We start from the raw sequence: 20,148 nt of genomic DNA, 5'->3' as shown, positions 1-20,148 counted from the left end.
TTTGCCTATTTAAGCATCAAAAGTTCATTCTTCGCCATAAGCAAACTAAAAAAACTGCGCCTAATTAGGCAGCAGTCTTTTTAGTTTGTTTATACCGTTGCAGGTACACTTTGTTTTGATAATGCATTCTGTCTAAACTTCTTTTGCTCTTCTTTTGACATGGCCTTATAATCTTTCAGGAATTTTTCATAGGCAGGTATGACTTCTTTAACATCACCGTACATCTTTAGTTCCCCAAACTCCAGCCATACAGCCTTTTCGCAAAACTGTTTCATTTGTCCAATAGAGTGGCTGACAAAAAACATGGTTTTCCCTCTGGCTTTGAATTCTTTCATCTTGGCGAGCGACTTTTCAGCGAAAGCCTTGTCCCCTACAGAAAGGGCTTCGTCTATGATTAATACGTCAGGATCAATATTTACAGAGATTGAAAAACCGAGACGAGACTTCATACCGCTCGAATAAGACTTTACAGGCTGATCAATAAATTTACCCAGCTCAGAGAACTCAATAATCTCAGGCTCCAGTTTCTTTATTTCATTTTTATTAAATCCAAGCATCAGCAATTTCAATTCAATATTTTCACGGCCTGATAGCTCATTATTCAGACCTGAGGCAACAGCAATTAAAGCAGTTTGACCTTTTACCTCCACAGAGCCGGAGGTTTCAGGAATAATGCCTGCGATAATATTCGAAAGAGTCGATTTCCCGGAGCCATTAATTCCGACAAAACCGATAACATCCCCTTCTTCTGCTTCAAAAGAAACATTCCTTAAAGCATAAAAATCTTCACCATAACTTTTAGGCAAAAGAATATCCAGAAGCTTTTCAGAGTTTTTATTGTATAGTTTGTATTTTTTTGTCACATTATTAACAATTACGGATTTGGCCATTTATAACACTTCCATTTTATAAAAAGTCGACAAAATGCCTTCTGAATTTAACATGAATGGATGATCCCAGGATATAAAGAAAAATTACTACAGCCCAGAAATAGATCGTCAGCTGATATTCTGTAATAATATACCACTCCTGCCCAAGCAATGCAGCACGGTAACCTTCAACCAAGTAATACAAAGGGTTCAACTTCATGATTGTCTTTATAGGACCAGGCAAGCTCATGGAGACCCAAAGGATAGGCGTCAAATACAATAGCATTCTCATCAGTGATTGAACAACCATCTGGACATCCCTAACAATAGTTGCCAACGTAGATGTAACCAGGGAAATGGATACCAGCAAGGCTACAGTTGCAAATAGGAAGTATGGCAGCTGAAGATAATAAATGCTGACCGGAAACCCCATAAACTGTAAAACCACAATTGTAAATCCAAGAAGAAATATATGTGGATATAACTTTGAAAATATAACGTATGTTGGTATAACACTTAATGGGAAGCTCATCTTAGAGATCATGCGTATTCTAGAATAGATTGATTTTGACCCTTGTACAATAGAGGGCTGAATGAAAAACCATAATATTATTCCCGAAAGGAGCCAAGGAAAAAACGGCACACCATTTGCCGCCTCCCGGCCTCCTCTGATAATAAATCCAAATACGAACCAATAAATTGCAATTTGGATTCCCGGATTTAGTATTTCCCAGAATAGCCCCAGGTAATTATTATTGTTTTGACTTTTTAATTCATAGAGCGAAAGCCTTCTAACTAAATAAAAACTTTCAATTTGTTCTTTAAGAACTTTAATTGCAGATTTCATAAAAAAGTACCTTCCTAGTCAGCTTTCTTACTTAACGTATTAGATTATACACTAAATTACAGAATGAAAAAATTCCATTTAACCCCAGCATCTAACTGAATACTTTCTCAGCAACTCTTTTACTGGAATCTCCTGATTCCAGATAACAGAATTTACTGTAAAACTCTTCAAAGTTATCCGGAAGCTTATAGTCGGTCTGCTCTAACTGTAATATCTCAGAAATGCATTGTTCCGTCGTCTTAACAAGGGGGCCAGGGGCAGAATTCTCAAAATCAAAATAAAAACCCCTAAGCTTATCCCGATATTCTTCAATATCATATACATAAAAAATCATTGGCCGCCTCAAATTGGCATAGTCGAAGAAAACGGATGAATAATCTGTTATCAGAAGATCGGAAATAAGATATAGCTCCCGAATATCTTCATGGTCTGATAAATTATAGGCGAATCCATTATATAAGGATAAATCCATATTTTCTGCAATTAAATAATGCATCCTTAGCAGCACGATATAATCATTGCCCAGCTTTTCCCTCATCAGGTCCAAATCCAGCTTTAAATTAAATTTATACTTACCGATTTGATAAAACTCATTGTCTCTCCATGTTGGAGCATATAAAATGACTTTTTTTCCAGAAGGGATGGATAATTTCCTCTTTATACTCTCAATGGTCACTTTATTATTGCAATTATATAAGAAATCATTCCTTGGATAACCTGACTCAATCATGGTCTTCTGAAAATCAAATGCACTCCGGAAAATATCGGATGAATAGCGATTGGGGGAAACGAGATAATCCCACCTCGCTGATTCCTGAAGGAAGTTTTCCTTGTACTTTTCAGTTGTAGTTCCCGGCATATGAACTTCCTCCATATCAGCAGCCAACTTCTTCAGAGGTGTTCCATGCCAGGTCTGAACATAAACAGTATGCTTCGGTTTCGGTATCCAGCCTGGCATCCTGCTATTAAACACCCAATACTTTGCCCGGGCCATTACAAACAGCCATTTCAAAGAAAACCTGTGAAGAATCCTTACTCCCTTGTCCTCAAAGGTTGAAGAATATCTGGGATCTACACTCCAATACATATCATATTCCGGATGATTTTCTTTTAAAAACTCGTATACCGCTCTTGGATTACAGCTATATTGTTTTCCTAAAAAGCTTTCAAATACAATAATTCTCTGGTTTGGCGGAAATTTCCCAACCAGCCTGAACAATAGTTCATATGCCTTTTTAGTAAAATCAAGCCTCTTTAAATTTTTCAGCATGTTCTTTAGCATTGTTTAGTGATTACCTTCTCCCTAATTCCCGTATTTACCTTAATTAAAGAAACGGTCAACAACTCTTTTGGAAGCATTCCCATCTTCAAGCGGACAAAACTTATCCCTAAAAGCAGCATATTTAGGTTTATATTCCTCTTTAACAAGATGAATATTTTTCACAGCGTTTGTTATATCATCCGTATTAAATAGGAATGGACCTGGAGCTTCTTCTTCAAAATCCATATAAAAGCCGCGAATGTCATTTTTATATTGTTCAAGATCATAGGTGAAGAACAATAATGGTTTTCCGGTATTTGCAAAATCAAACATAACGGAAGAATAGTCAGTCATTAAAAGATCGCTAACAAGGTAAAGTTCCTGGATGTCCGGATAGCTGGATACATTGTAAACAAAATCCTTAAGATCATCTGGAATACTTAATTTATTGCTTATCACGACATGCATGCGCATTAGCAGGATATATTCATTACCCAGTTCTTCTTTAAGCTGATGCAAATCCATATTTAAGCTGAACTGAAATTTATTCTTCCCCTTTGTTTCGTTATCCCTAAATGTAGGAGCATACAATATGATTTTTTTATCAGCAGGCAGTTTCAGCTGTTTTCTAATCCGATCTGCCAATTCCTGCTGGCCTGAATGATAAAACAAGTCATTTCTTGGATAGCCGACTTCAAGCATTTCCCCATTATACCGGAAAGCACTCCTAAAAGCATTAGTTGCATATTTACTAGGAGAAATCAGGTAGTCCCAGTTCTTTGTGGCACTATGGACACGTTCCAAGTAAGTTTCATCTCTTCCCTGGATAGTTTCAATATCAAATAGCATCTTCTTTAAGGGAGTACCATGCCAGGTCTGAATATAAGTTGTTCCTTTTCTCTTATTAATATAGGTAGGAAAGTTTTGATTGTTAATCCAAAAACCTGCTCTGGCCAAATAATAGTAATATTGCGGGCTCAGCCTTTTAACTTTAATAGTGCCAGGATCATTAAAACGGATGTTTTTATTTATTACCCAAACCTTCTTATAATCCAAGCCTCTTTCCACTATTTCTTCATAAATGTTTCGCGGGCTGTCCGCATACTGCTTTCCTACCCCGCTTTCAAATAAAATCAGCCTGTTATCAACAGGTAAGATAATTTTTGCAATACGATAAAAAGCTTTCATGGCTGGAAAATAATACTTGCTTCTTCTAAATCGATTAAAAAAGCTGATGAGGATATCAATTTCCGACAGTTTTTGGATAACATTCTTTTTGACTCTAAAATCTCTGACTGCAGTGTAAATTCTTTCAGAAGATTTCTGATCTCTGTACATCAAAAATTTATCTGCTTTTCTTTTGTTTTCTTCTGATGCCTTAAAATTATCCTCAGTATACTCTCTGATTTTTGAAAGCAGCAGTTGCGGATCATCAAAGATGTCACCAGGCAAATCATTATCCAAATCGAGATGTGATGGCCTTTTCCCAATAAAACGATCTCTGTCAAACTGATAATATAAAACCGGTTTATATAGGAAACTAAAGTCAAAAGCAACACTCGAATAATCGGTCAGCATCAGTGAACTTTCCTTCAGCAGGTGCTGCACGTCCACTTCCCCCTGATTAATTACTTTAACAGGGGCATCCTGGAAGAAGGAAGTAAATCTTTGCATATTAGGGTGGAGGCATAAAACAACCTCCAGGTTATACTCTTCTTTTAACGCATGGAGCTCAGGGTCGTATACAAGCTCCCTGTATCTCTGAAAGTATTCACTTTCCAGGAAATCAGACTCTGTTACAATCCAATCTCTCCAGGTTGGAATAATCAATATCTGCCTTTTCAGATCCACATCCTGATCAAACAGACGGTCAAAACGGGACAAGCCTGTAATCATCACTTCATCTTTACCGTAACCAAAGTCGTTCACAATCATTTCTTTTTCAAACTTAGAGCTGACAAGGAACAGATCTGTTTTAAAACCGGGTGCCTTCTTTCCATAATTGGCAATCATATTTTTGGTACCCATGACCCCATGCTGAAGGAAAACCTTAATTCCTCTGACAGCTTTCTTGAACCTTCTTGTTCTAACCGGATATAGATAGTCAGGATGATGGGAACCGATAATCCTGCTTGCCATTAGACTTTTCTGGATATGCTCCTTCGATTTAAAAATGAGAACATTCCCGAGCGGTTCCACATTCCTGCGCTCAGGTGAATCTTCTTCAATCACATAATACACATTTTTGTCCGGGTGTGCTTTCCTCATATATTTGAAGAAATGATATCCTGTGTCCTGAGCTTTATAGGGACGTTCTCCAATCAGCCAGATATCTTTACTCTTTCCGAGTAAATAATAAAGCCATGAAAACCTTAATTTATTTTGTAAATAATTAAATGTGCTCTTTTCAAATTCAAAAATCTCTAAAGATAAATTCGATGCCTTAAAGGTATAATAAGGAGTAATGATGTACGCCTTATTTTCAAGAAAAGCATAACATTCTTTTAAGAAATGCCTTGCTCTAAATGCCGGTCTGCCTACCCTTAGGTAGGTTTCCTCAGGCTGATCATGAAAGTCCAGCTTTAAAAACAGGTCATATACATCTTCTTTAATGTTCTGAAGAACTATATGGTCATCAAAAGGTACTAAGAACGAATAGAAATATCGATGCAAGCCATATTTTGCTTCTGTTTGCTCTTTATTTAATTGAAAGGATAAAGGAAGCTCGATCTCTTTCTCATGGTTTCTTCCCTTCAGAATGACAGTACCGTTTAAAATCTCCGAGCCCTTAGAAAATATCTTCCCTTCAACTTTTAGACTCTTCTTCATTCCTTTAATCTTATCAATTTGCAATTTAGCCTTTAAATCAGGAACCCTATCTAATAGAAGAGAAAGATTCCCCTTATCCGTTAGATAGCAAATTCCAGTATGTCCGCTTTCATTGACTGATCGAATCCCTTTTATATCAGTTTCTTTAAAACGGCCCAGCCTTATTAAATATTCTGCTTTCTCAATGTTGCCTTCATTAATGAAGTCAGCTTTCTCCCTTAACTTATCAGCTGCAGCTTCACTCAATTCACTAACAGGAACATTAATCTTAAGGAACCAATCGAAGATTTGATCCTCACACTCGCTAATTAAAGAAATTAAATGCTTCAAATTGGCAATGAATTTAAAAGTATTTCCCTCAGAAGAATTCAAAGAAACTTTAAATTCCTTATCTGTTTGCCTTGACTTCAGCCATAGTTCTTTTACTTTGTAATAATCCAGTGAGAGAGAACCCTCAATAGCAAGGGTTTCTTCATGCTGGTGAATTGTTATTTTTTCTTTTAACGGGCGTGCATTCTTATTACGTTTAAATACGTTTTTAAAATACATATATTAATCACCATTCAATTCTGTATTGAGGTATTTTTGCAATATCCTAATGATAAAACTTTTTATGTATTTCTACAACTAAAGCAATAAAAGCTTATTTTGAAGCGGATTTAACCTTATCGTTTCCTATATAGAGTCATAATAAGCACAAAAAGCAAATGAGCATCCCAAAAAGACTTTGGAATGCTCAAGTAGTTATTTTGTTAAAACAAGGGGTACTTATATAAAATATACCAGCTCAACCAGCAATACAGCTTGAATTCCCCTGCTATATACTTTAAAATGTAATATGCGTGCTCATATATTATACATTTTTCGACAAAATTGATCTTAGTAATTTGTATTTTGAGTATACTACACCTTTGTAAATAAATGATTAAATGGCTGTAAAGAATTTGTAAGCCTTTCGTTTAAAACATATGATAGATTGATTATATAATAGATTTGACGGTTTTCGAGAATTATATATCGAGTAATAATTCTGTTTAGGAGGAGTTATATATGAAGAAAGTAATCACATACGGAACTTTTGATTTACTCCACTGGGGCCATATTAACTTACTAAAACGCGCAAGTGAACTTGGCGATCATTTGACAGTTGCCATTTCTTCTGATGAATTTAATCAATTAAAAAACAAACAAGCTTATCATAGCTACGATAATAGAAAAATGATATTAGAATCAATCAGATACGTCGATAAGGTGATTCCAGAAAACAACTGGGAACAAAAAATTCAAGACGTAGTTGAGAATGATATCGATATCTTTGTAATGGGCGATGATTGGAAAGGCAAATTTGATTTTTTAAAGGACTACTGTGAAGTAATCTATTTACCGCGAACAGTTGGCATTTCAACTACCAAAATCAAAAAAGATCTTTTCAAAGTGCAAAATGGCTAGGGAACTGGCAATTTCCATTTATCTATTTATTTTCTCTTTAATATTTAAATTAAGCAGTATTGTATCCTTAAAAAGAAAAGTATTGTTTGTCGTTTCCTTCAGCGAAAACAATATAAATATATATGAAGAATATCAGCGACAAGAGAATTCTTGTCGCGCTATTTTTTTAACAACAAAGAAAATGTATCCTTTGTTTAAAAAATATAAAGGTGCCGAATGTACTGTACTGCTATTCGAGCCTTCTTCACCCATTCAATATATTAAAGGCATTTATCACCTTGCCACATCCAAAGTCATATTTGTGGATAATTATTACGGTTTCCTTTCTTCGATTAAGTTCAGGGAAGGCGTTACCTGTATCCAGCTTTGGCATGCTAATGGTGCAATTAAAAAGTTCGGTCTTATGGATCCGTCAATTGAAAACAGATCAGAAAAAGCGAAAGAAAGATTTATTAAGGTTTATAATCAATTTCACAAAGTCGTAGCAGGTTCTGATGAGATGAAAACCATCTTTCAAAGTGCCTTTGGTGTTTCTGAAGAAAATTTTATGCTAACCGGAATTCCACGTACGGATATCTTTTTTAAAACGAAGGAAATAGAAGGAATAAAAGATAAGTTATTCAATAAGTTTCCTTCTTTCAGGCAAAAAAAGATTATCCTATATGCCCCCACTTTTAGGGATGATAATTTGGACGATTATGAGATTAGAGTTAATTTTGATCTTATGAAAGACAAATTAGGTGAGGAGTATCTGCTGCTATTAAAGCTTCACCCCGCGATCAAAAATAAAGTGGCCATATCTGAAAACCAAGCGGACTTTGTCGTTGATGTATCCGGATATTCCAATACCAATGACTTATTGTTTATAACCGATTATTTAATCACTGATTATTCTTCCATTCCTTTTGAATTTTCATTATTAGAAAAACCGATGGTATTTTTTCCATACGATCTGAGCAAATATGTAAAAAAACGGGGAACTTGGGGAGATTACGAGAAGATAATGCCAGGTCCGGTTGTTTATTCTACAAATGATATTATCCATGCCATCAAGAGCAACAATTTTAACTATGCAGAAATAAGGGAATTCAAGGAAAAGTGGAATAAGTACTCAGACGGCAATGCCAGCAAAAGAATCGCAGATATTATCTCAACGCTTGTATAGAAAAATCCGGCCATTTTGATGGCCGGATTTTTTACAAGTTAAAATACTTCTCTAGTCCTTTGTATATCCCAGTTGCTGCTTTTTTCTGATATGCACTTGTTGAAACAATTTCAAACTCTGTCGGATTTGATAAAAAGCCCAATTCGACCAGAAATGCTGCATTTTTATTTTCTCTGATAACATGAAAATCCCCAGTCTTTACACCACGATCATAGAGTCCAGTCTGCATAATAATTTCCTGCTGGACATATTTGGCCATGAGCAGCTCATTTACATTCGATGCCCAATAATAGGTTTCAATTCCATGCGGGTCAGGATTAGGATTCGAATTATAATGGATGCTCACAAACGCATCTGCATTATATTGATGACTGACTTCGACTCTTTCAGAAAGAGTTAAATACACATCAGTCGTACGTGACATTACTACCTTAGCCCCTGCTGCTTTAAGGAGGGATTCCAGTTGAATAGCGGTCTTTAAGTTCAAGAGCTTTTCAACACCTTTAGCCCCATTATCTACTCCGCCATGTCCGGCATCCACAACAATGACTTTTCCTTTTAGTCCTTTTTCAAGGGAGGTTTTTTTAATATATCCCGTCATCGGCTTATTATTAACATAAACAGTGACCTGGTGCCATTCAGACGTAAAGGTCTTATATTTTAACGTGGAACCCTTAGGATAAGATTTTAATACATCAGAGGTGGCTGATGCCCTCGTATATACCCTTACTCCGGAAGGATCTTGCGCAGTTCCTGTTAAAGTAACCTGAGAAGGGACTGTATTTTCAATATCCTGCTTGTGAATATACCCCGTTGTCGCTTTACCATTAACATAGACTGTTGCCTGGTACCAATTAGCAGTATATGTCCTGTATTTAAGCAACCTTCCCTGTTCATAGCTTTTTAATACAGCAGATGACCTGGAAAGTGAGGAATAGACATTCAAATCAAGCCCTTTAACAATTCCTGATAACTCTTTTTGCGGATCATCCGGATTTAAGACTTCACTCTTTTTAATATACCCTGTGTGAGGCTCACCATTTAAATAGACTGTGGCTTCATACCAATTATCCGTATATGTCCTGATTCTCAGAACAGATCCTTCTGTATATCGCTTCAATACCTGAGAGGCACCAGATGTTTTAGCATAAACATTCAGACTCACAGGTTTTACAATCCCGGTAAGGTTCGCTTGAGGTGTACCTTCTAAAACCACACTGCTTCTATGTATATATCCGGAAGCAGGTTTTCCATTAACATAGACTGTTGCTTCATACCATTCATCTGTGAACGTTTTGAATTTAATTGAAGTGCCCTCTGAATAACTTTTTAAAACATTGGATGTGCTTGTCGCCTTTGCATACACATTTAAACGGCTTGTTTTGACAATACCCTTTTTCACCGTTTGCGGTGAAACAGCTAGAATAACATCATCCTGTTTAATATAACCTGTAACTGCCTTTCCACCCACATATACTGTGGCTTGATACCAGCCGGTTATATATGTTTGAAACTTTAAAATGGAACCTTCTGTATAGCTCTTAAGTATGCTTGATGAAGATGAAGCCATAGAATACACATTTAGTTTGCTGTTTTTTACTGCACCTCTTAAAGCAGTTTGAGGATCTAAAGGTTCTTCCACATCATTCTTATGAATAAAGCCTGTTTTGGCTTTTCCGTTTATATACACTGTACATTGATACCAATCTGAATCTGACGGATAATATTTCAGGACTGTCCCCTGTGGATAGCTTTTTAAAATGGCAGATTTAATATCATTGGAAGAGTATACGTGTGTTGGACCTTTTAAAGCAACTCCGCTAACAGCAGCACTGCTTAAATTCTGCAAAAGAGCTGCACTTTTGCTTTTTAAAGTAACCTGTGATGCTGCCTCAGTACTTATCTCGTCCTTTTTCTGTCCATCTTCATTAACTTCTTCCACAGCTTCTATTACGCCACCGTCTGTCAGTGCACTTTCGTTGTTTTCTTCTGGATGGTATTCTTTTTCAGCTAAAGCCCCATCCTCATTATCTTCCACCTGACTTTCAGCAGAGGGCAGATCCTGGGTTGACACATAAGGCTCATGTATATACCCCAGTAGATCCTCTCCATGCTCAGGGTGTTCATATGTCACAAACCAATAATCCTGCTCAAATTCGATTAAACCGACTCTTGATCCACTTGGTATAGTTGAAAGCTGTTCACTGTTTTCATCTGGCTCAAGCATTAGTGGGATGTCTTCTCCTGCTGTTGAAACCACTGTCCCTTTAGCTTGGCTTGCTTCTGTTTCCCCAAACACGCCTATGGGATAAACAGAAAAGACCATAACAAACAAGAGCATATAACTAAGAAGTTTTCTTGCTTTCCTTAACACGGAACTTTATTCCCCCTTTTTAAAATAAAAGGCCATTTCATCTTAAAAAAATTCGACAAAATCGCCTATTTTTCCCTAGGAATATATTAACATATAATTATACCTAGTTTAATAAGGAAAATAATTCCACAATAAATAATAGTCTGCCAGGACGCACTCCCTTCAGAAAAACTTATATAATCTGCAAAACAAAAAGGAGGATGCCTAATACTTTTAGGCATCCTCAGCTTGTGGAGAAAGGTATGATTTTTCCACAAGCTTTTTTTATTTTCTCAATTACTGACTTAAAAATAGGCTTTTTTTATGGAAAAACAATAGATCGCCACAATTATCCTAGCTTGGCTAGGTGAGTGGCGATCTTTTTCATATTCTGGCACGCTGCGGTGAGTAATACTTGCTCACTCGCATTGTGCAATCCCCGTAACCGGCAATAGCGAAGCCCATGCAGTTCTTTTGAATCTGCGAAGCTTCGCTCAACTTTCTCTTTTCTATATTTATAAAGAATTTTTCCGGAGAGGGAGAGTCTGTTTAGGCGCACTTTCTCTTTAAATTCTTCCCACACATGGCGTGTTAGGACCTTTTGTTTGTTCTTTGACCTTGTGCACTCCTTCAGGAGTGGGCATTCTGAACACTTTTTAGAATCAGACTTGTACTCTCTGTACCCTTCTCTTGTTGTTGTGCGATAAACTAGCTTCTGGCCATTTGGACAAACATAGATATCTTGTTCTTTATGATAGGTAAACTTCCATTTTGGAAATAATCCTTTGGTCGGCTGATATCTCCGATGGGCAATTACACCAAAAATGCTTCTGTCGTGAAGCCCTTTACAAATGGGATTCGTTAAATAACCTGAGTCGAGTGCCACTGCTTCTACTTTAAATCCAAAACGATCGATCTGACGATCCAATCTAGAAAGATAAGGGATAGAGTCATGGACATTTCCAGGAGTAACATAGGCATCCGTTATGATATTGAACTTCATATCCGTTGTTCGGTGGTCTAAGTAACAGAACATTTCCTGCTTATTTTCCCTGGACATGAATCCGCAATCTGGATCGGTTGTACTTTTTCGGATTTCCTTGGTCTCTGTCACCTCCTCTCTTTCTTTTAGCGCTTTTTTCCGTGGTTTGACCTGTCTTCCTCAATAGCTTTATTAAGTTCATCTATATATTCCCGAGTTTCAATTTCTACTTCTTCACGAGTGAATTTGTGCTTGTTTGCATTCGCTTTAAGGTGAGTGGAGTCAGTAAATAAAACTCTTCCACCGACCATTTTATGACTAATGGCTTGATGGACAATTTCATCAAAGATCTCTTGAAAAATATTTGTATCTTTAAAACGAGTTCGCCGGTTCCAACTGATGGTTGAATGGTCCGGAACAGGATCATTGAGCTTCAAGCCAAGGAACCATCGGTACGCCACATTCATCTGTACTTCCCGTTCTAATTGTCGTTCTGAACGGATGCCATAAAAGTAACCAATGAACATCATCTTAAAAAGCATAATGGGGTCCGAAGGACGCCCGTTATTCTCTGAATAGAAGGGACGGACTTTCTCCCCGATAAAAGAAAAATCTATGTACTTATCAACTTTTCTTAAAAGATGATCTTCAGGGACTAAATCTTCAATAAAAACAAATTCCGCTTCATTTTGTGATTCTCTTTTCGGTTTGAACATGCCATCCACCATCCTAAGTAAAATTAATTATATTATATCAAATTAACGCGGTGAATTAATAAAGTTAATGATAAAAATAAAAGCTGTCGAGAGTTTCTCGACAGCCTGAGGATGCCTAATACTTTTAGGCATCCTCCTTTTTGTTATTGCTATTTATGCCGATGTCCTTAATTCATGAACAACAGCCGCTTTTATTGATTTGGTCTTCTTTACTTTCCCAATAATGAATTCACCTATCGGAACCATGGATAATAATTTTATTATAGCCAGGGATAAAAGCAAAGAAACTGCAAATAATGCTAATACACGTGTACTGGTCTGTTCAAAATAATTTGCTGTATATGGTGCAGCAAACCTTTGGATCTGCCAATGAAGCAAGTAAATACCAAATGAATAATTACTGATTAAAGTAATGACCTTAAATTTAGGAATGACCTGACCCCAAGCAAGGGCCACAGCAGATACTGACAGTACCAGCGGGACTAAATCCAGGCGCCTCGAATTGACAACCAATATTCCTGATTCATAGGATAAATAGACAATATATAGAGAAATGGCAAGATAAACAAGTGTTAACCATCGATGTCTATAAAGTTTCTCTGCGATGATCTTATAATGTTTACCAATGATAAACGCTGCAGTAAAATACCCAAACCATGCAAGAAACGGGAGCTTCAGCATATGGGTGTATCCCGCCATAAACTCCGGGGGATTTTTTATGACAGTAGAATACCAGATCATAACTCCTATGCTTACAGGGAAAAGCCAAACCAGAGAAATATTAAATTTAGTCACAATATAATGAAGAAAATAGAACTGGAAAATAACGATAATAAACCAGCCGACAAAATTTCCTGTAAAAATATTATCAACTATTTTTTCATCTACCATCAAATTTGGATTAAAATAGTTTGAAACAAATGCATCGATGACAGCAAAAAAGAGAAACGGCGCAAGGATCCATTTGATTCTTCCGCTCCAAAATCCTTTGGGCAGGCCATTTGGATACCGATTAGCCAATATTAAAACTGAAAGTACAATAAAAGTGGGTGTTGCATATGTTAAAAATACTCTATATAGATTGTAATGTTCAATTTGCGGGTAGCCAACTACTCTTGCAGTCTGGGTCGTACTATGCAATAAAACAATGCTTAGACAAGCAACAACTCTTAGTAAATTCCATTCTTTAATCATAGTTTACCCCTCTTAGTTGTTATCTAATTAACCACTAAAAATATATGATATTTGTATAATAGTGTCAAAGTTTATTAAATACATTTATGGATTTTTCTTCAAATTTCGACATGATTTTTTATTAATAGAATTCCACAAACTACTGGCGAGGCATCTCATTTTTATATGATGATTTCAACCATTTTACATAAAAAAAGTTGTTCCTGAGAAGGAACAACCTTTAAGATACTTTTAGTTTATTATTTAAGAAAGTATTGATTAAGACCATCATAAATTCCCTTTGCAGCCTTTCGCTGATATTCAGCTGCTGCTACATGTTTTTCCTCTTTGGGATTAGAAAGGAAACCTAATTCCAGCAATACAGAAGGCTGCTTGTTTGTTCTTAAAACATGGTAATTTCCATATTTCGCCCCAAGATTCTTCATGCCTGTCTGGGCCAGTAAGCCATTATGGATGGATTGAGCAAGACGTCCATCTTTGGAGTTATTATAGTAAAAGGTAATGATTCCGGAACTGGTGCTTGAAAAGGCATTGTAATGGATACTTATAAAAGCATCTGCCTTCTGGGCATGACTAATATTTACACGCTGATTGAGACTTAAATATTGATCATTAGACCGGGTCATAACCACCTTAGCCCCTGACTTTTGGAGAAGCGTTCTTAACTCCTGGCTGTCTTTAGGTTGAGCGTTTTTTCTTTATGGATTTTTCCACTCGTTCCAATATCATAGCCTCCATGCCCTGCATCAATGACAATAACCTTCCCTTTCAGTCCTGAGTTGGGAGATGCCACCAGCCACCCTGCGACCCAGCCTTCTTTTCCTTTGCTTGTTTTTACTTTAATCCAGTCCTTGCTCTCTCCTGTTTTGACAAGAGAAGTGCCGGCTTTTTCCAAAGAGACAACCCCATAGTTAGTGCCCGGGCCTTTTCGGATGTTACTGTTTTCCTTTAAAATAATCCTAGTTTCTTTTACTGTAGTGGCTTCCTCTTCATCTACCGGCTTTTTTTTATCAAGATAAGAAGAAGAAACCCATCCCTTTAACCCTTTAGCTGCTGTTATTGAAGACCAATTACCTTTCTGGCTATGTACTTCAACTGCTGCCCCTTCTAAGATCTTACCTAGAACTTTGGACGATGCTGCTGCGCTGGCACGCACATTTAATATGTCAGCAGTAACATAGAATGTACCTAATGTTTTAGGAGGAGCAGCAGGCTTCTTCTTGGAAACATAGGAAGCAGAGACCCATCCCCTACTCTTTTTGCCAGGAATATATACTTTGAGCCAGCTTCCATCCTTCCCCTCTACCGTTACTGCCGTATTTAGAGGTACTTTTGTAATGATTGAACCATTAGAATTAGGAAGCTTTCTGACGTTTAAGCTAGTAGCTGTTACGTAACCAGTCCAAGTAACAGGCGAGAGATAATTGGAAGAAACCCATCCAGCCATTTTGCCCGCTTTGATTTTGGACCAACCCTTTTGCTGTGCACTTACTGTAACGACCTGGCCTTTTTTCAGCTTCCCTATAACAGAGGAAGAAACTGTGGTCTTAGCGCGGACATTCAGTATGGTGGCAGTTACCTTCCCCTCAAATGAATATGCTGCTTTCACCGACTGATTATACTGAGGAACAAAATGAAACAACAAGACCAAAACACAGAAGACTTTTACCAACGGTGACTTCACTCATTACCCACCTTATTTCGAATATTTTCCAAAAACTCATCTATTAAACTATAATACATGAAAAAGGGAAAAATCGGGGCATTTTTTACTAATTATTTGTTTTTGTATTACTTCTTTATTACATTAGACTCATATCCTAGATTCCTTTCTAGCAAATACTAGGGCAATCATTCTAAATTTTTATATCAAATTTTAATGAATTTTGATATTCTATAAGGTAGGATTACAAAACTTGTAAAAACGTGGAGGATTTAATAGATGAGAGCAGAAAAAAGAAAGAAAGAGCCGAAATGGCTGAAAGTGATTGGAATACTATTTTTGGTTTTACTGATTGGCGGCGGCGGTTATGCCTTTATGGTATATAAATCTCTAACAGATGCTGTAGAAACCATGCACCAGCCGATTGACCGGGAAAAATCTGATAAACGCCCCGAAAAAATTACACTGGCTAAAAAAGAGCCGTTCTCTGTATTGATGCTTGGTGTAGATGAGCGCTCCGGAGATAAAGGCCGCTCAGATACTATGATTGTTCTTACCGTTAATCCAAATGATAAATCCATTAAGATGCTCAGCATTCCCCGTGATACGAGAACTGAGATTGTGGGAAAAGGGTTTGAGGATAAGATTAATCATGCCTATGCATTTGGAAATGAAGAGATGTCCATGGCCACTGTTGAAAACTTCCTTGATATTCCGCTGGATTACTATATTAAAGTAAATATGGATGGGTTTAAAGATATTGTGGATGCTGTAGGAGGCGTGACGGTTAATAGTTCAATTGCTTTTAACCAAAACGGTTATCAATTTACCAAAGGAAGCAATGATCTTGATGGAAAAGCTGCTCTTGCATATGTAAGAATGAGAAAGCAGGATCCTAACGGGGACTTCGGACGACAGGATCGTCAAAAGCAAATTATTCAAGGGGTAATCAAAAAGGGGATAAGTGTGAACTCCCTGGCAAACTTTGATGATATTTTTGGTGCACTCGGCAAGAATGTGCGGACTAATATGACATTTGACGAAATGAAGGATATTCAACAGAACTATAGAAGTGCGGCAGGGCATATTGAACAAATGTCCTTATCCGGTAATGGCCAGACAATAAATAAAATTTGGTATCTAATCGTCTCAAGCGACGAGCACCAGCGAGTTCAAAATGAATTGAAATCGCATCTGGAATTAAAATAAATAAAAGCGAAGTATGGTATGTGTAGGATGCACTTGAAAATAATGTTTCACCTACATTAGATACTTAAATTCCAAAAATGTCGATTTAAAACCAACAAGCTTACCATAACTCGCACTACAAACAAGTCTCCCGTGTCAGCATAAGCAATTACATACACTGACAATAATAAAATTTTAAAAGATAGACGTTGTGTAAATAGGAAGGATTATGTTAGAAGGATATACCTAGAATTATGTCATCTTCTTTGTTGTGAGAAGTATATTAAGTTAAAATCATGACAAATACAAATTTACCCGCTAAACCGGAAACAAGCTTAGCGGGTAAATTTAATTAATCTCTACTAAACAAATCTCTTGTATACACCTTATCCTCTACATCACGTAGATCATCAGACAATCGATTTGCAACGATTACATCGCTAATATACTTAAACTCTTCAAAGTCATTCATTACTTTTGAATTAAAGAAAGCCTCTTCATGAAGTGCTGGCTCATACACTACAACTTCTATCCCCTTGGCTTTAATTCGCTTCATAACACCTTGAATAGCAGATTGTCTAAAGTTATCAGAATCCATTTTCATGGTAAGTCTATAGATACCAACGATCTTAGGTTTCTTCTTAATAATCATTTCAGCAACATGGTCTTTTCTTGTTCTGTTTGCATCTACGATAGCTGTCATTATATTATTTGGGACATCCGCATAATTAGCTAATAACTGCTTTGTATCTTTTGGTAGGCAATAACCTCCATAACCAAAAGATGGATTATTATAATGATTACCAATTCGTGGATCAAGCCCCACTCCATCAATAATCTGCTTACTGTTTAATCCCCTCACCTCTGCATAAGAATCGAGCTCATTAAAAAATGCGACTCTCATCGCAAGGTAAGTGTTAGCAAATAGTTTAATAGCTTCCGCTTCTGTTGAATTTGTAAATAATATAGGAATATCTTCTTTAATAGCTCCTTGAGCTAACAAGTTAGTAAACACCTGAGCCCTCTCAGACTGTTCACCAACAATAATACGCGAAGGGTACAAGTTATCATACAAAGCCTTTCCTTCACGTAAAAATTCAGGTGAAAAAATAATATTTTCAGTTTCAAATTTTTCTTTTACTTTTTCTGTATAACCAACTGGAACTGTAGATTTAATAACCATTATTGCATCTGGATTAATAGATAGTACATTTGCAATAACAGCTTCAACAGTTCTAGTATTAAAGTAATCTTTCTCTGTATCATAATTAGTTGGCGTAGAAATAATTACATAATCTGAATCTTTATAAGCTTTATAAATATCTGTTGTTGCAGTTAGTTTAAGTTCTTTTGTAGCTAAATATTCTTCCATCTCTTTATCTATAATTGGAGATCTTTTATTGTTTATCATATCTACTTTTTCTTGAATTATATCTAAAGCAATTACTTCGTTATGTTGGGCCAGTAATATAGCATTTGATAAGCCTACATAACCTGTTCCAGCTATTGCAATTTTCATTACATTTCCTTCTTCCTCACAAATTTTCTTGTTGACCATTGGCTATTAATAATTTTCGACTAAGGGTGTCTTTTCTTTCTTATTATAGAATAGAGTACCTTTAATAAAGGGAATTTAATTATTCTTCTTAATGAATTTAGGACATTATAATAAGTGTATAATTTTAGTAGTTTAAGTGCATTTGTTTTCTTATTCAGTGTTAGTATAGGATTTATATTTATTGAACCTTTTTTAACTTTGTGTAAATAATCCTTGTCAGTGTGGTTTAAGCCGGTAATATCTACTAAAATATCATTCCTTAAACTATCTTTTAATATTCTACTTTTGTTATTCTCTAAATCGTATTTGATAAAAACCGTATTTGTTTGATGATTTCGAATATCAAATATGACAGCTGCTCCATAGTCACACATATTTTTTATGTCATTATTAAAGACTTTCTTTTTAAAATTACTTCGTCTAGACGCGAAATAAAAGTTTCCAAGTGAATAATAGATGTCTTTACCTTTATAATTTTCATAAGGTTGTATATTGTGAGGGTGATGACCGATAATTAAATCGCATCCAGAGTTTATTGAACTATGCGCTAATTCAATGTCTAAAGGCATTGGATATAAGTTATATTCAAACCCCCAATGATATACATTAACAATAGTAGCATCTTTATATAGGTCCCTTATTTTTACCGTATGTTCCAAAATTAATTTTTCAATTCTTGGTGCGCCACCACTTGTAGTTTCTGTGGCATAAACGGTTTCCTCTATATCCCAACCAAAGTTTTGAACAATAACCTTTTGATTATCCAACTGAAGTATCAATGGCTTTACAGCCTCTGCTAAAGTTTCACCTGCACCTGTGTGAAGTATGTTATTCTCATCAAGAATTTCTATAGTATCTTTTAATGCTTGTTCCCCATAGTCCATAATATGGTTATTTGCTAGACATACACCAACAACGTTTAATTCCTTTAAAACATCTATTGTTATAGCTGTTTGAGAGAGGTTAGGTCCTCTTTTTTTTATGGGTACCCCTCGATTTGAAAGGGGGCCTTCTAGGTTTAATACTACTTGAAATTCATTTTTCTTTATCCAATGAGCAATTTCCTCTATATCATGTACGATTGTGTCATAATCATAAAAAAAGTCTCCTAAAAATAATAACTTACTCACAGAGTCACCTCACATCACTTTTAATTTGTGAACTTATAATAGGCAACTTTAAGTAATCACCAAATATTTTGTCATATTTTTTTGGTTCATAATTAATCATACCATTAGCTGGCGTAAATGTTGTTTCTCCAAAAAACAATTTACCTTCTACCTCATAGAAATCCATTCTAACAAAAGGGAAATCTTTAGAGATTTCTTTACTAATTTCCAGCATCTTCTCATAATTACCTGGTTTTGGTATCTCATACCTAGAAATACCATGGTCACTCCGCCTGATATCCATAAGTTCCCAATTTAAATCATAGTAATTTGAACTATATCCTTCACTTCTATTACTAATTACCTGTGTAAACTTTGGGATCCCATTAAAACAAAAGACTTTATAGTCATTTATATCTTCTTGTAGTAACCTTTCACATATTATCTTTGGAGGTATATCTTTGTATTGCCATTCACCGGTTTCAAAGTAAAAATTTTCATTTAACCATCTTTTCATTTTCCTAAATTCTTTTTTCCAATTCATACTTTTTTTATCAGTACAAATAATTACTCGCCCCGAACTATGATTTGGTTTAAATACAAATTTATCCGGAAGTTTATCAATATTTATTTCTTCTACAGAATCATATACTCCATAAAGTTCTATAAGATATTGGTCTCCGATTTTATCTTTTATATATTTTCTAACAGCATACTTATCAGAACACTTTACCATATCAGGATTATGATAATTAACTTTAAGCCATTGTATCTTCTCACAAAAGGTCTGTGGATAATGTAGATTCAAATCGTAATTCAAGCGTTTTCTAAAATTCCTCTTTAATGTACTTCCATAAAAATATCTAATTTCTATATAGTGCTTTTTTCTCAACAATATTTTAACAGCCTCGTATAAGGCATTATTTTTCTTTATTAGATTTTTAATAGACATAATTATCCTTCCT

Annotated in this window: 14 protein-coding genes and 1 pseudogene; 3 read left to right on the top strand and 12 right to left on the bottom strand. The window is 35.8% G+C overall.

The window, feature by feature from the left end; genetic code table 11:
• Positions 1-89 precede the first annotated feature (89 nt).
• The 4 genes and pseudogenes from tagH to NSQ49_RS14890 form a co-directional block, all read right to left on the bottom strand.
• Positions 90-890, bottom strand: a complete 801-nt coding sequence (gene tagH / locus NSQ49_RS14905) for a teichoic acids export ABC transporter ATP-binding subunit TagH (protein WP_251284113.1) — start codon at positions 888-890, stop codon at positions 90-92.
• A 16-nt stretch (positions 891-906) separates the two neighbouring features.
• Positions 907-1,716, bottom strand: coding sequence for an ABC transporter permease (locus NSQ49_RS14900; RefSeq protein ID WP_048009882.1), 810 nt, complete (start codon positions 1,714-1,716; stop codon positions 907-909).
• A gap of 91 nt (positions 1,717-1,807) precedes the next feature.
• Positions 1,808-2,950: pseudogene (locus NSQ49_RS14895) on the bottom strand (CDP-glycerol glycerophosphotransferase family protein); the annotation flags it as partial.
• 87 nt (positions 2,951-3,037) lie between these two features.
• Complete coding sequence (locus NSQ49_RS14890; protein WP_251284114.1) at positions 3,038-6,355, bottom strand: CDP-glycerol glycerophosphotransferase family protein; 3,318 nt, start codon at positions 6,353-6,355, stop codon at positions 3,038-3,040.
• Positions 6,356-6,856: 501 nt separating this feature from the next.
• Between NSQ49_RS14890 and tagD the strand changes: the two genes are divergently transcribed.
• Complete coding sequence (gene tagD, locus NSQ49_RS14885; protein ID WP_251284115.1) at positions 6,857-7,255, top strand: glycerol-3-phosphate cytidylyltransferase; 399 nt, start codon at positions 6,857-6,859, stop codon at positions 7,253-7,255.
• Positions 7,248-8,420 carry a CDP-glycerol glycerophosphotransferase family protein gene (locus NSQ49_RS14880; RefSeq protein WP_251284116.1) on the top strand — a complete coding sequence of 391 codons (1,173 nt, stop codon included), beginning with the start codon at positions 7,248-7,250 and terminating at the stop codon, positions 8,418-8,420. The genes tagD and NSQ49_RS14880 overlap by 8 nt, the downstream gene beginning before the upstream one ends.
• Positions 8,421-8,451: 31 nt before the next feature.
• Here the strand turns inward: NSQ49_RS14880 and NSQ49_RS14875 are convergent, their stop codons facing one another.
• The 5 genes from NSQ49_RS14875 to NSQ49_RS14855 form a co-directional block, all read right to left on the bottom strand.
• Positions 8,452-10,794, bottom strand: coding sequence for an N-acetylmuramoyl-L-alanine amidase (locus tag NSQ49_RS14875; RefSeq protein WP_251284117.1), 2,343 nt, complete (start codon positions 10,792-10,794; stop codon positions 8,452-8,454).
• A 328-nt stretch (positions 10,795-11,122) separates the two neighbouring features.
• A protein-coding gene (locus NSQ49_RS14870; protein WP_159871978.1) for an IS1182 family transposase occupies positions 11,123-12,471 on the bottom strand; the annotation gives its coding sequence in 2 pieces (ribosomal slippage) (positions 11,123-11,907 and positions 11,907-12,471; 1,350 coding nt in all).
• Positions 12,472-12,624: 153 nt separating this feature from the next.
• Entirely contained in the window at positions 12,625-13,665 is a 1,041-nt protein-coding gene (locus NSQ49_RS14865) for an acyltransferase family protein (RefSeq protein ID WP_251283313.1), read from the bottom strand.
• A 239-nt stretch (positions 13,666-13,904) separates the two neighbouring features.
• Complete coding sequence (locus tag NSQ49_RS14860; RefSeq protein ID WP_251283314.1) at positions 13,905-14,291, bottom strand: N-acetylmuramoyl-L-alanine amidase family protein; 387 nt, start codon at positions 14,289-14,291, stop codon at positions 13,905-13,907.
• Between the two features lie 35 nt (positions 14,292-14,326).
• Positions 14,327-15,349, bottom strand: coding sequence for an SH3 domain-containing protein (locus tag NSQ49_RS14855; RefSeq protein ID WP_251283315.1), 1,023 nt, complete (start codon positions 15,347-15,349; stop codon positions 14,327-14,329).
• Between the two features lie 258 nt (positions 15,350-15,607).
• Between NSQ49_RS14855 and tagU the strand changes: the two genes are divergently transcribed.
• Positions 15,608-16,537: a polyisoprenyl-teichoic acid--peptidoglycan teichoic acid transferase TagU gene (gene tagU / locus NSQ49_RS14850; RefSeq protein ID WP_251283316.1), complete on the top strand. Its 930-nt coding sequence runs from the start codon at positions 15,608-15,610 to the stop codon at positions 16,535-16,537.
• Between the two features lie 331 nt (positions 16,538-16,868).
• Here tagU and NSQ49_RS14845 read toward each other — a convergent pair whose 3' ends face one another.
• The 3 genes from NSQ49_RS14845 to NSQ49_RS14835 are packed head-to-tail and all read right to left on the bottom strand — an operon-like array spanning position 16,869 to position 20,135.
• Entirely contained in the window at positions 16,869-18,035 is a 1,167-nt protein-coding gene (locus tag NSQ49_RS14845; RefSeq protein WP_251283317.1) for a nucleotide sugar dehydrogenase, read from the bottom strand.
• Between the two features lie 59 nt (positions 18,036-18,094).
• A complete protein-coding gene (locus NSQ49_RS14840; protein ID WP_251283318.1) occupies positions 18,095-19,204 on the bottom strand; it encodes a CapA family protein in 1,110 nt (369 codons plus the stop codon).
• 4 nt (positions 19,205-19,208) lie between these two features.
• Positions 19,209-20,135, bottom strand: coding sequence for an ATP-grasp fold amidoligase family protein (locus NSQ49_RS14835; RefSeq protein ID WP_251283319.1), 927 nt, complete (start codon positions 20,133-20,135; stop codon positions 19,209-19,211).
• Between the last annotated feature and the right edge of the window lie 13 nt (positions 20,136-20,148).

It is taken from the genome of Cytobacillus sp. FSL R5-0377 (assembly GCF_038004385.1).
In the GTDB taxonomy this organism is placed as follows: Bacteria; Bacillota; Bacilli; order Bacillales; family Cytobacillaceae; genus Cytobacillus.
The sequence above is the reverse complement of the archived record's forward strand: the minus strand, read 5'-3'. Positions and strand labels throughout refer to the sequence as shown.